The sequence below is a fragment of the Aeromonas sp. ASNIH1 genome (assembly GCF_002934285.1).
GTDB classification, from domain to species: domain Bacteria; phylum Pseudomonadota; class Gammaproteobacteria; order Enterobacterales; family Aeromonadaceae; genus Aeromonas; species Aeromonas caviae.
Map to the genome: position 1 here is coordinate 1,249,443 of NZ_CP026228.1, position 13,058 is coordinate 1,262,500.

Below are 13,058 nucleotides of genomic sequence, written 5' to 3' on the forward strand. Positions count from 1 at the left end.
AGCGAGTCCGGGGCACATCCGAAGACGCAGCCGGATTACATCCAGCCACGTTCCTTGTAGTAACGCACAGCGCCTTCATGCAGCGGAGCGGAGAGACCCACCTTGATCATGTCGGCTTCCTTCAGATCCGCGAAGGCCGGGTGCAGGCGCTTGAAGCGGTCCAGGTTGTCGAACACGGACTTGACCAGCTGGTAGACCACTTCCGGGTCAGCCTTGGCGCTGGTGGAGAGCACCGCCTTGCCACCGATGGACGGGGTCGGGTTCGGGCTGCCCTTGTAGAGACCACCCGGGATCTCGGCCTTGCTGTAGTAGCTCTTCTCGGCCAGCAGCTTGTCGATCTCGGGGCCGGTGACCGGTACCAGCACGGTGTCCGTGGTGGTGGAGGCTTCCTGGATGGCGCCATTCGGGTGGCCGACGAAGTAGCTCATGGCGTCGATGTTGTTGTCACCCAGGGCAGAGGCCTGCTCGGCGGGTTTCAGTTCGGAGACCAGGCTGAACGCGGATTTGTCCCAGCCCTTCACGGTCATGATCTCTTCAAAGGTGTCACGCTGACCGGAACCCGGGTTGCCGATGTTGACGCGCTTGCCCTTCAGGTCGTCGAAGCTGGCTACCTTGGCGTCCTTGCGGGCCAGGATGGTGAACACTTCGCTCTGCAGGGAGAAGACGGCGCGGATGTCATCCATCGGACCTTCGGCCTTGAACGGCTCGACGCCCTTCATCGCCTTGTACTGGTGGTCGGACTGCATGATGCCGAAGTTGAATTCGCCGGAGCGGATGCCGTTGACGTTGGCAACACCACCGCCACTGGCCGGGGCGTTGCACTTGATCTGGTGATCGGCGGCGCCGCGGTTGAGGAAGCGGCAGATGGACTGGCCCGCCACGTAGTAGACGCCGGTCTGACCGCCGGTGCCTATGGTCACGAAGCGCTCCTGCGCTTGCACCGGACCACCAAACGACACACCGACCAGAGCCGCCGACAAGGCGCACGCCAAGGATAATCCTTTCATGTTCTTCATCCTTTTCATTGATTTATTTCACCCGTTTCCCGGGAGAATATGAGACAGACCCGCACCAAGACTGGGTTCGCCTATACGACCTCGTACGAGGAAATGGTCGAGCGGCACGCGCCCTTCCAGAAGCCACCATCATCCTGCGGTGAGATAATCAGCGTCATGCCGATCGGAGGTGATCTGACCAGAAACGGGTCAGTTCAAAAGCATTAACGCTCCGATTAAGCACATAACACCAACATAAATCAAACAAAACAGCAAAATGGCGGATTTAAATAGCGAGAAGTTTGAAGCGGATCATTCATTTCTCAAGGGCAGATTAATTACATGAACTATCAAAGGGAAGCAATAAAAAGCACGCCCAGATTCTTTCGCAACCCTTGACTGGCAAGGATTAGAAACCTGGTCCGTTATATTGCGAAATGCATACTGAACAGCATAAAGACGACGTTAATGACGCTTTTGTCGCCAAGATGCAAAAACCCCGATCCGGGGCTGCCGGAACGGGGTTTGGTAACAAGCTGATTTCATTTGGGCCCGGCCATCACGCCTTGCTGCCAGCCAGCTCCAGAATGAAGGCGAACTCCAAGGCGATGTCCTCATAGGCCTTGAAACGGCCCGACTTGCCGCCGTGACCGGCCTCCATGTCGGTACTGAGCAGCAACTGGTTGTCGTCAGTTTTCAACTCACGCAGCTTGGCCACCCACTTGGCTGGCTCCCAGTATTGCACCTGGGAGTCGTGCAACCCCGTGGTCACCAGCAGATTCGGGTAGGCCTGGGCCTTGACCTGATCGTAGGGGCTGTAGGCCTTCATGTAGTCGTAGTAGCGCTTCTGGTTCGGGTTGCCCCACTCGTCATACTCCCCTGTGGTGAGGGGAATGGACTCGTCCAGCATGGTGGTGACCACATCGACGAAGGGCACCTGGGCCACCACGCCGCGATAGAGCTGAGGCGCCTGGTTGATGACGGCCCCCATCAGCAGGCCGCCGGCGCTGCCTCCCATGGCATAGACCTGATCCCTGGCGCCGTAGCCTTGCGCCACCAACGCCTCGGTCACGTCGATGAAGTCGTTGAAGGTGTTCTGCTTCTTGAGCAGCTTGCCCTCTTCATACCAGGTGCGGCCCAGCTCCTCGCCACCCCGGATATGGGCGATGGCGTAGACGAAGCCCCGGTCCAGCAGGCTCAGGCGTGAGCTGCTGAAGTCCGGGTCCATGCTGGCGCCGTAGGAGCCATAGCCGTAGACCAGCAGGGGATTGGTGCCTGCACCACCCCCTGCCTTCTTGAACTTGTCCTTGCGATAGACCAGCGACACCGGCACGGCCACGCCGTCACGGGCGGTGATCCAGAGCCGCTCGCTGGCATATTGCGCAGGCACGAAGCCCGCCACCGGCTGCTGCTTGAGCAGAGTTCGCTTGCCGCTGTCCATGTCGAGCTCATAGGTGGAGGACGGCGTGGTCATGGAGGAGTAGCCATAGCGCAGGGCGCTGGTGTCCGGCTCCGGGTTGTAGGCAAGCCAGGTGACATAGGCGGGATCGTCGAAGGCGATCTCCTTCTGCTCACCGCTCTGCCAGTTGACCTGACGCAACCGGGTCAACCCCTGGCTGCGCTCCTCCAGCACCAGCCAGTCCCTGAACAGGGCATAGCTCTCCAGCAGCACGTCCGGATTGGGGGCGATCACCGCCTTCCAGCGATCCACCGGGCTCTCCTTGGTCTCATAGAGGCCGAAGTTCTTGCCGTCCTTGTTGGAGCGCACATAGAAGCGGCCGCGGTAGTGATCCAGGCTGTATTCGTGATCCACCTGGCGGGGCAGGAACAGGCGTGGCGTCTGACTCGGCACATTGGCATCGATGAAGCGCGCCTCGCTGGTGGTGGTGCTGGAGAGGGAGATGACGATGAAATCTTCCGAGGTGGTGGCGTAGAGGCTCACATAGAAGGAGTCGTCCTTCTCCTCGTAGACCAGGGTGTCCTTCGCGGGATCCGTGCCCAGCTCGTGGCGATAGACCTGGTAGGGCAGCAGGGTCTTGGGGTGCTTGCGCACGTAGAAGACCGTCTTGCTGTCGTTGGCCCACACCAGGTTGCCGGAGGTGTTCTCGAGGGTGTCGGCAGCCCAGGCGCCGCTCTCCAGATCGAGGAACTGGATCCTGTATTGACGGCGGGAGAGATAATCTTCCGCCACCGCCAGCCAGCGGTTGTTGCGGCTCACCTCGAGCGCCCCCAGGGCATAGAACTCGTGGCCTTCGGCGCGCTGGTTGCCATCCAGCAGCAGGGCGGAGGCCCCGTCCCCTTCCACCTTGCTGCGGGAGTAGATGGCGTACTCCTTGCCCGGCTCGTAACGGGTCTGATAACGGTAGCCGTTCTTCACGTAGGGGACAGACTCGTCCTGCTGGGGAATGCGGGCCACCATCTCCTTGTAGAGCTGCTCGCGCAGCGGCTTGATCGGTGCGAGCATGGCCTCGGTGTAGGCATTCTCGGCCTTGAGATAGTCCAGCACCTCGGGCTTCTGCCGCTCGTCGTCACGCAGCCAGTAGTAGTTGTCGACGCGCGTGTCCCCGTGTTTTTTCAGGGTATGGGGGTGCTTGGCAGCCACCGGGGGGACAATGACAGGCTGGGTGGAAGTATCGCTTGTAGGCATGGCGGACTCTTCGTTGGCATGGGAACAGGGCGCAGCAAGCAGGCAAGCCAGCAGCAACCCCCGGGAAAAGGTGAACATGTCGCATCCTTTGCGCTGTCACAGGGCCGCCCCTCCCGCTGGTGCTGCACGCATCCAGACGGCACACCGGCAGGCAGCGGGAAAAGCGTCCCTGAGAAAATAAAAATTGGCGATCAATCTGCCCCTTGTCGCCCGGGGTTGCAAGGGCTCCCCGGACATTCCCCCCCAAATCGACGAAAAAGGGCCGCCATCTCGCGATGGCGGCCCTCCTCCCTGACCGTGGGCGACACGGGTTCGCTCAGGTGTGCCTCACATGATGGAAGTGTGTCTGCTCACGGTCAGCATCCATCAGCCGGGGTAGCTCGACCAGACTTTGGTCGCGCCCTCGTCACTGATGCTCAGCACCTGATAGGGCTGACCCGGAATATCCATGCCCGGCGCACTCTGGGGCATCCCCGGAATGGTCAGACCGCGGATCGCCGGTTTTTCCTTGAGCAGCTTCTGCACGTCGGCAGCAGGCACATGCCCCTCCACCACATAGCCATTCACCACCCCGGTGTGGCAGGAGGCCAGCTGCGGAGTGATGCCATGCTGCTGCTTGATCGGGTCAAGCTGCTCGGTTTCCACGACCTTGACCTCAAAGCCGTTCTCTTCCATGTGCTTGATCCAGGTCTTGCAGCAACCGCAATACTGGGACTTGTAGACGGTCATCTGCCCGGTTGCCAGAGCAGAAAAACTGACGGTACCGGCCAGCACGGCCAGTAAAAGGGACTTGTACATATCTCACCTCGGTTAAGAAGAAATGCCCGGAAAGGGAAACTCGACTCAGCCGTGGTGACGGGGCGGACGCTCGAGACGCTTCAGGGGCGCCTCCGGCATGAACAGAGAGGGAGAGAGGTATGTCGGCCTGTCGGGCTCAAGCCGGGCAACCGTCAGGCTGTCGCTGGTGAGCACCGTCATGGCGAGCGCCGAGGTGAAGCTGCCGCAGGGCATGGCTTTTTCCAGGGTACGCTCGCTCTGGCTGCAATGGGGCGTCAGGGTACAGAGATCGGTGGCCGCACGGCTGCCAAACGACATCAGCACCAGCACCAGACTCCACAGTGGGAGCCAGCGGCGGGCGCGAGCGAGTTGGCGACGGGTCAGGACCATGAGACGACTCAATGACGAAAGAGGGCCTATGGTAACCCTTGGCCCAGGGGGAGGGTCAACCCCTCCCCCGTCTGCATCAGGGTTGCTGGCGGGTGGCTGCCAGCACGATCTCCCGCACGCAGACGTTGGCCGGCTGGTGCCAGGCGTAGAGCACGGCGTCGGCGATCACCTCCGGTGCAATGACGCCTCCCATCCGATCCTTCCAGTCGTGATAGCCCGCCTTGATGCGCTCGTCCGTGGTGTGGCTGAGCAGCTCGGTCTCCACCGCGCCCGGAGTGATGGTCACCATCCGCACGCCCACATCGGCCACCTCTTCCCGGATATTCTCGGTCAGGGCGTGAACGGCGAACTTGGTGGCGCAGTAAGCGGCATGGTTCGGGAAGGTCTTGCGACCGGCGATGGAGCTGATGTTGATGATGGTTCCGCTGCGGCGGGCCTTCATGCCGGCCAGTACCGCATGCACGCCATTCAGAACCCCCATCACGTTGATGTTGAGCATCTGCTGCCACTCGGCGGGATCCTGCACGTCGGCCTGTCCCAGCAGCATGACGCCGGCATTGTTGACCAGACATCCCACCGGGCCGAATTGCGCCTCCGCCTGCGCCACGGCGGCCTTCATGGCGGCGGTGTCGGTGACATCGACCCCGATGCAGAGGGTATCGGGCAGGTTCAGCGCCTGCATGGGCTCGACCCGGCGGGCCAGCAACAGCAGCGGATGGCCGGCGGCGGAGAAGGCGCGGGCAATGGCGGCACCGATCCCGGCGGACGCGCCGGTGATCACCACGAGGGACTTGGACATGGAGTTTTCCTTCTGATGCGTTGAAATGGGCGTCAAACAAGGGCTGGCCAGCACGGGACCCAGTCACTATAGTCGCTACATCCATCGGCGATAAATATAGTTTTCCGCTGGTTATCATCTGAATTAACTATGGTATCCCCATGCTGGACCTGAGATTGCTGCGCTTCTTCATCGCCATCTATGAAGAGAAGAACATCACGGCGGCGGCAGCCCGCTGCCACGTGAGCCAACCCTCCCTCTCCGCCGGCCTTCGCCAGCTCGAAGAGAGCCTGGGGGACAGCCTCTTCATCCGGGGCAAGAAGGGGGTGGAAGCGAAGGATCCGGCCCACTATCTCTATCCCCACGCCGTCAAGCTGGTGGAAGAGGCGCGTCGCCTGCCGACCCTGTTTCGCCAGAAGGCGACGCGTGCGAGACTCAACATGGCCATCATGCCCGACCTCAGCCGACCTCAGCCGACGTCGGCTGGCGGGATTGCTTCGGCGGGTGCAGGGGGTGCTGCCCGAGTTGGATCTCACCCTCTCCGATTACGGCACTCCGGCCGACTGCCGACTGACCCTGGATGCCCTGCGCCGGGAGGACGAGATCTTCCTGCCGCTCTGGGAAGAGGAGTACGTGCTGTGCGTTCCCAGGGGACACCCTTTTACGGGCAGGGCGCGTATCGAGCTGGCTGAGTTGCAACATTATGATTTTATTGAGTGCCCACCCTGCGAAGCCCATCAGCAAACCATAGGCCTGCTGGCCTGTGACCGGCTCACCCTCAATCTGGTGGCCAAGGCCGAGAGCAAGGGGCTGGTGATGGCGCTGGTGCTGGCCGGGGTGGGCATCAGCTTCCTGCCCGACGGGCTGGTGGAGGACGAAGCGGGCCTGTGCACCCTGCCCGTGAGCGGCCCCCGGATGTTCCGCCGAATCGGCCTCTGCTACCCCGCCCACCAGACCCTGAATCCGGCGCTGCGCGCACTGATCCCGGAACTGGCGGGCCAGGGAGCTTCTTGATAACGTTTCAGCTCACAATCTGTCGCATGTGCCGGCAGCAGACCCTCTTCAGGAACCCCATGAAACGCATTCTGGTCATCTTTTCACACCCGGCGCTGCAGAGTTCCCGGGCCAACAAGCAACTGCTGCACGCCATCGAGGGGCTGGAGGGGATCACCCTGCACGATCTCTGCCAACGCTATCCGGACATGTTCATCAACGTGAAACGGGAACAGGCCCTGCTGGCGGAGCACGACATCATCGTCTTCCAGCACCCCTTCTACTGGTACTCCTGCCCGGCCATCATGAAAGAGTGGATGGACCTGGTGCTGGAGTACGGCTATGCCTACGGCCCCGAGGCCCACGCCCTCAACGGCAAGCAGTGGCTCAGCGCCATCACCACGGGGGGCGGCCCGGAGTCCTACTGCCGCGCCGGCTACAACCAGCGCCCGCTGCTCGACTTCCTGCTCCCCTTCCAGCAGACCGCACAGCTGTGCGGCATGCGCTGGCTGCCCCCTTTCGTGCTGCACTCTTTCCACAAGATCGAGGATCCCGAGGCGCTGCGCCGCTGCGGCCAGGACTATCGCCAACTGCTGTGCGCCCTGCGGGACGAGCAGCTGACCCCGGCCCAGCTGGCCGAGAGCCCCTATCTGCGCGATCTGCTGGGAGTACTCCCATGACACACACTCGATCCGGGCGCAGGCCCGGCCAGCCCTCACCGGCATTCATCATGTTAAGGAGGAGCCGCTGATGGGACATGGATTGCTGTTTGATGCCCTGATCTACCTCTCGGCGGCGGTGATCGCCGTCCCGCTGGCCAAGCGGTGGGGGCTGGGCTCCGTCCTTGGCTACCTGCTGGCGGGGATCATCATAGGTCCCTTCCTGCTTGGTCTGGTGGGCGAGCAGAAAGACGTGATGCACTTCGCCGAGTTCGGGGTGGTGCTGATGCTGTTTCTGGTCGGTCTGGAGCTGCGCCCGGCCCTGTTGTGGCAACTGAAAGGGCCCATCCTCGGCACCGGTGGTCTGCAGGTGCTGCTCACCAGTGTCGCCCTGACCGGGGTGGGTTATCTTTTGGGTCTGCCCTGGCAGCAGGGGCTCGCCATCGGTCTCATTCTTGCGCTCTCCTCCACCGCCATCGTGCTGCAGAGCCTGCAGGAGCGCAAACTGATGCAGAGCGAGAGCGGCCGCTCCGCTTTCGCCGTGCTGCTGTTCCAGGACATCGCCGTCATCCCCATCCTGGCGATCCTGCCGCTGCTGGCCATCGCGCCGGTCGCCAGCAGCGGCAGTTCGGAGCTGGCAGGCTGGCAGCACGGCCTGCTGGTGGTGGCCGCCATCGCCGGCATCGTGCTGGGTGGCCATTACCTGATGCGGCCGGTGTTTCGCGCCATCGCCCAGTCCCACATGCGGGAGATCTTCGTCGCTGCCGCCCTGCTGCTGGTGATCGCCATCGCCGTGCTCATGGAATCCGTCGGCCTCTCCCCCGCCCTCGGCTCCTTCCTCGCCGGCGTGGTACTGGCGGACAGCGAATACCGCCACGAGCTGGAAGCGGACATTGAGCCGTTCAAGGGGCTGCTGCTCGGCCTCTTCTTCATGTCGGTGGGTGCCGGCATCGACTTCAGCCTCTTTGCCGCCCATCCCCTGTTGATCCCGTCACTGGTGATCGGTCTGATGGTGCTCAAGTGGCTGGTGCTGATGGGGCTCGGCTTTGTCATTCGCCTCTCCCCGAACCAGCGCTGGACCTTCGCCCTGGCCCTTGCCCAGGGCGGGGAGTTCGCCTTCGTGCTGTTCTCGTTCGCCGCCCAGAACAAGGTACTGCCGGGCAGCACCATCTCACTGCTGACTCTGGTCGTCGCCCTCTCCATGGCGCTGACACCGCTGCTGCTTATCCTCAACGATCGGGTGATCCAGCCCTGGTTCGACTACCGCAACCAGAGTGACACCCCCGAACATGAACAGCCCGAGCTGGTGGAACACCCGGTCATCATCGCCGGCTTCGGTCGCTTCGGTCAGATAGTGGGGCGCCTGCTCCACGGCCATGGTATTGGCACCACCATCCTAGAGCAGGATGCCAGCCAGATAGAGATGCTGAGAAAGTACGGCTACCAGGTGTTTTATGGGGATGCCAGCCGACTCGACCTGCTGCACGCGGCCGGCGCCCACAAGGCCAAACTGCTGGTGCTCTCCCTCAATGACCCGGCCACCTCCCTCGAAGTGATCGAGATGGTGAAAAAGCACTTCCCGCACCTCAGAATACTGGCCCGTGCCCAGGACAGACCCCATGCCCACGAGATCCTGCGCCACGGGATAGACAGCGTGCACCGCGAAACCCTGGGGTCGGCCGTGGATCTTGGGGTAGAAGCACTCACCCTCTTGGGATTCAGGGCCAATCAGGCCTGGCGTGCGGGGCAGATGTTCAAGCAGTATGACAACCGGCTGCTGCGGGAACAGGTCAACTACCTGGACGACGAGCACACCTATATCAACAAGAGCCTGCAATACCGCGACATCCTCTCCGACCTGCTGCAAGACGATCAGGAAGGACAGGAGCGTACCCACGCCCATCAATGGAACAGCGGTCTGCCCGACAACGACAAGGAAGCAACATGATTGCCTATTACCCCATGCTCAAACACCTTCACATGACCCTGGCCCTGGTCAGCCTGCTGCTCTTCCTCTACCGCTGGAGCCTGGCGCTGGCGGGCAGCGGGCGGCTGCAACAGAAATGGTTGAAGGTGCTGCCCCACATCAACGACACCTTCCTGCTGCTGTTTGGCGTGCTGCTGGCGGTGGCCCTGCAGATGAGCCCTGGCCAGCAGCCCTGGTTGATGGCCAAGCTGATTGCCCTGGTGATCTACATCGGCCTGGGCGTCATGGCGCTCAAGCGCCCTACCCGCGGTCAGAAGCTGGTGGCCGGAGTGGCCGCTCTCGCAGTATTCGGCTACATGGTGGGCGCAGCCATCACCAAATCAGCCTGGTCCTGGCTGGCATAACGACGTGTCGAGGTGGGGGCCCGTCCCTCACCTCCTTCCCACCTCCCCCTCCATATTGCTTCCATTTCCTTCCAGTCACCCTGGTCGCAAGCATTCTCGCAAGGCTTGTTTTCAATAAAAAAAGGGCTCAAACAACCCCTTTTGCTTGTTGTTTTGTTTTATTTATCAATGGCTTGATTCTTCATGTATGAAAATGGCGACAGTTGTCGCAGCAAAACTTGCGACATAGACTGTCGCAGTCCATGGCTAGGATACACTCAACGCTAAACCAGTGAAGGCATGCACCATGAGTAAGAAGCTGTTACGACAACTGACCTTGGCGCGTTGCATCCCGCACCGCCCTTACAAGCTGACCGCCAGCCAACTCCAGGTAAAACTGGAAGAGGAAGGCATTCACGTCAGTCTCCGTACCGTGCAACGGGACCTGGAAGAGATGTCCGGCATGGGACTGTTCGACCTCACCTCCGATGAGCGCAGCAAGCCTCATGGCTGGTGCTTCGAGCGCCATGGTCTCAATGACTTTGCCAACATCATGCCGCTCTCGCTGGCAGTGGCCCTGAAAACCTGGAGCGACCAGGCAAGCCAACTGTTGCCGGCAAGCGTGCTGACCGAATTGAACCCGCTGATCGACAAGGCTGGTCAGGTGATCCGCGACAGCCAGAGCGAACTGGCCGAGCGCTGGCTGGAGAGCGTGCACCAGTCAACTCGCCCCTTCGCCGGCAATCCGGAGATCCGCCGCAGCACCCTGATCCGCGACGCCCTCTGGCGTGGTCGCAAATTCAGCGCCGAGATCCAGCGTGTCATCAAGGAGCGTACTGTCTGGCTCTGCTATGACCGCATCAATCCCCTCGGCATCCTGAACCAACCCGATGGCCCCATCCTGCTCTGTACCCTCTCCGAGCTGGATCCCAAGGTCTACGGCATCCCGTTCGATCACATCAAGAACGTGGAGTTGACCAACTTCAGCGCGACCCAGCCGAAGGACTTCAATATCCAGAAGCTGATCCGCGACCAGGGTTATCAGGACGTCAGCGGTCCGATCCGCTTCGTCGGGCGCATCGATGCCAACTGCCCGACCCTGATCGATGGACAAATCCCGGGGCATAACCCGCGCATGACCCGTTACGACAAGCGCAGCGTGGTGGTGGAGACCGAAGTGCAGGATACGCCCGAGTTCCGCTCCTGGCTGAACAACATGAGCGGCAACCTGGAGGTACTTGCACCCGAATCACTGCGCAAGGCCTACCCGACTCCTGGGACAAGGGTCAGCTAAAGAAACCAGCAGACAATACAAAGCCGAGATTTATCTCGGCTTTTGTCTACTTTTAAAGCATAAGTATTCAATTAATTTTGAACTCTTACACCCCTGATTGAAGCGGCTGTACCATCGTTTTCCTACCGATTTCTGCTTGTAAGAGATCTGCCATTCCCCCTGTAAGACCCCTCAGTGTTGAACCGTACGTGAAGCCATCCCGCACTGGGTATGCTTTCCATGGAAACTATCTAAGTAACTGATAAACGTAGATAATATTCCACACAAGCCCATTTCTGCACCGCATGTCACGGAACCCAAGCCGAATGCACACCTTGTTCGAGCCCGTAATTGCCTTAGTATGGGTCTCACAAGGACGAGCTGATTCGGCAGGATGCGGAAACAGCGCATAAACAAGGAATAGCCTGCAGGATGTGGGCAAGGAACACCTCGGGATGGGGTTGATAGCTAGGATGGTTATCACAAGGATCGACAGGACAACCGCAGGATGCGGTAGTTGGATACCTCGGGATGAGGTTGAGTGGCACGGATTGTCGCTCATCAAGGATGAAAGGACACCGCAAGACGCGGTCAGGAACAGCTTCAAGATGACGCGTGATAGCCAGGATGGTTATCAGTCAGGATGACGCAGGAACACCACGGGATGTGGTAATGGACTCCTCCAGGAAGGAGAGGGTGAAGCAATCAGGACAGATTGCCAGGCTAGGAAGGCCATAGGACACCCCAACGGATTGGGAAGGGGAATTTCCAAAGGAAAGGATAGCGTCAAGGATTGCAGGGAGCATGGCAGTTCAGGGAATGGACGAAATGACTTGAGGGGACAGCAGATGCTGTCCCCTTTTCTTTTGTGCGGCCACACATCAGAGAATGGAATCAGCCTGAGCGATCCTGCCCACATCACGCCATCTGCATCACGGATAACCTGTTTGTATACCCACCAGAGGCAGCCACAGTAGCGTTCCTTGCCTTTCCTCCGCCCTCCCTCATCTATACTCAGCGATATCCACTAGGCCCCCAGAGCGCAGCAGATCAGCCGCGGCCAACCAGCCAGAGTAATCCTGGCGACTGATTCCAGGTAACAATGGCCACTGGCTTCTGCTCCGCCAGGCAGATTGTTGAGTCATCCCTGAACTGTCTATATGTGTGACCACGAATGAAGCGTGGATGCCATTCGGCAAGGCGGAGATGGTCGTGTAGGGAAATGAGGATAACCCGGCCAAGCCACCTGGCACTGAGGATGAGGGATTGGGTAAATGTCAGAAAGCAAAAAGGCCTTCCCGTCAGGGAAGGCCTTTCAATTTAGTGGCGGAGCGGACGGGACTCGAACCCGCGACCCCCGGCGTGACAGGCCGGTATTCTAACCGACTGAACTACCGCTCCGCATTCGGTTAGCTTTCGCTAAATCTTTTGCTGCTTGTTGTGAGGTGTCATCCTCGCAGCCGGTCATGTGATTCTTCACATCACCGTTTAATTGGGTGCCTGGCAGTGTCCTACTCTCGCATGGCGAATGCCACACTACCATCGGCGCTACAGCGTTTCACTTCTGAGTTCGGCATGGGGTCAGGTGGTTCCACTGCGCTATTGCCGCCAGGCAAAATCTTCAATCTGAAAAAGCTGATTTAGTTATTCGTTCTCGGTATCTGCTACAAGTCTCTGAACACTTCTTGGGTGTTGTATGGTTAAGCCTCACGGGTAATTAGTATGGGTTAGCTCAACGTATCGCTACGCTTACACACCCCACCTATCAACGTTGTGGTCTCCAACGGCCCTTTAGGACCCTCAAGGGGTCAGGGATGACTCATCTCAGGGCTCGCTTCCCGCTTAGATGCTTTCAGCGGTTATCGATTCCGAACTTAGCTACCGGGCAGTGCCACTGGCGTGACAACCCGAACACCAGAGGTTCGTTCACTCCGGTCCTCTCGTACTAGGAGCAACTCCCTTCAATCATCCAACGCCCACGGCAGATAGGGACCGAACTGTCTCACGACGTTCTGAACCCAGCTCGCGTACCACTTTAAATGGCGAACAGCCATACCCTTGGGACCGACTTCAGCCCCAGGATGTGATGAGCCGACATCGAGGTGCCAAACACCGCCGTCGATATGAACTCTTGGGCGGTATCAGCCTGTTATCCCCGGAGTACCTTTTATCCGTTGAGCGATGGCCCTTCCATTCAGAACCACCGGATCACTATGACCTACTTTCGTACCTGCTC

General features: G+C 60.1%; 9 protein-coding genes, 1 tRNA gene, 2 rRNA genes and 1 pseudogene (1 of these 13 only partly in view). 5 read left to right on the forward strand and 8 right to left on the reverse strand.

The window, feature by feature from the left end; translation table 11 throughout:
• Window positions 1–35 precede the first annotated feature (35 nt).
• The 5 genes from C2U37_RS06040 to C2U37_RS06060 all read right to left on the reverse strand — a co-directional run bounded on the left by C2U37_RS06040 (window position 36) and on the right by C2U37_RS06060 (window position 5,608).
• A complete protein-coding gene (locus C2U37_RS06040) occupies window positions 36–1,007 on the reverse strand; it encodes a TAXI family TRAP transporter solute-binding subunit (protein ID WP_029313514.1) in 972 nt (323 codons plus the stop codon).
• A 547-nt stretch (window positions 1,008–1,554) separates the two neighbouring features.
• Window positions 1,555–3,720, reverse strand: a complete 2,166-nt coding sequence (locus tag C2U37_RS06045; protein ID WP_104452020.1) for a S9 family peptidase — start codon at window positions 3,718–3,720, stop codon at window positions 1,555–1,557.
• 288 nt (window positions 3,721–4,008) lie between these two features.
• Entirely contained in the window at window positions 4,009–4,440 is a 432-nt protein-coding gene (locus C2U37_RS06050; protein ID WP_010672577.1) for a DUF411 domain-containing protein, read from the reverse strand.
• 45 nt (window positions 4,441–4,485) lie between these two features.
• Window positions 4,486–4,809 carry a hypothetical protein gene (locus C2U37_RS06055; protein ID WP_010672576.1) on the reverse strand — a complete coding sequence of 108 codons (324 nt, stop codon included), beginning with the start codon at window positions 4,807–4,809 and terminating at the stop codon, window positions 4,486–4,488.
• Between the two features lie 76 nt (window positions 4,810–4,885).
• Window positions 4,886–5,608 carry an SDR family oxidoreductase gene (locus C2U37_RS06060; RefSeq protein WP_104452021.1) on the reverse strand — a complete coding sequence of 241 codons (723 nt, stop codon included), beginning with the start codon at window positions 5,606–5,608 and terminating at the stop codon, window positions 4,886–4,888.
• 140 nt (window positions 5,609–5,748) lie between these two features.
• On the opposite strand from C2U37_RS06060, the pseudogene C2U37_RS25290 reads away from it, so the two are divergent.
• The 5 genes and pseudogenes from C2U37_RS25290 to C2U37_RS06085 all read left to right on the forward strand — a co-directional run bounded on the left by C2U37_RS25290 (window position 5,749) and on the right by C2U37_RS06085 (window position 10,843).
• Window positions 5,749–6,601, forward strand: a pseudogene (locus C2U37_RS25290) (LysR family transcriptional regulator).
• 59 nt (window positions 6,602–6,660) lie between these two features.
• Window positions 6,661–7,260, forward strand: coding sequence for an NAD(P)H-dependent oxidoreductase (locus C2U37_RS06070; protein ID WP_042015286.1), 600 nt, complete (start codon window positions 6,661–6,663; stop codon window positions 7,258–7,260).
• A 70-nt stretch (window positions 7,261–7,330) separates the two neighbouring features.
• On the forward strand, window positions 7,331–9,187 hold the full coding sequence (locus C2U37_RS06075; protein WP_043154446.1) for a monovalent cation:proton antiporter-2 (CPA2) family protein: 1,857 nt from the start codon (window positions 7,331–7,333) through the stop codon (window positions 9,185–9,187).
• The gene (locus C2U37_RS06080; RefSeq protein WP_104452022.1) at window positions 9,184–9,570 is read left to right on the forward strand and encodes a SirB2 family protein; all 387 of its coding nucleotides are present in this window, start codon (window positions 9,184–9,186) and stop codon (window positions 9,568–9,570) included. The genes C2U37_RS06075 and C2U37_RS06080 overlap by 4 nt, the downstream gene beginning before the upstream one ends.
• Window positions 9,571–9,856: 286 nt before the next feature.
• Entirely contained in the window at window positions 9,857–10,843 is a 987-nt protein-coding gene (locus C2U37_RS06085) for a helix-turn-helix transcriptional regulator (protein WP_199770515.1), read from the forward strand.
• A gap of 1,303 nt (window positions 10,844–12,146) precedes the next feature.
• Here the strand turns inward: C2U37_RS06085 and C2U37_RS06095 are convergent.
• From C2U37_RS06095 to C2U37_RS06105, 3 genes are all read right to left on the reverse strand, one after another.
• Window positions 12,147–12,223 (reverse strand) — tRNA-Asp (locus C2U37_RS06095).
• Between the two features lie 97 nt (window positions 12,224–12,320).
• Window positions 12,321–12,435, reverse strand: a 5S ribosomal RNA gene (gene rrf / locus C2U37_RS06100).
• Window positions 12,436–12,518: 83 nt separating this feature from the next.
• A 23S ribosomal RNA gene (locus C2U37_RS06105) occupies window positions 12,519–13,058 on the reverse strand; it runs 2,349 nt beyond the window's last position.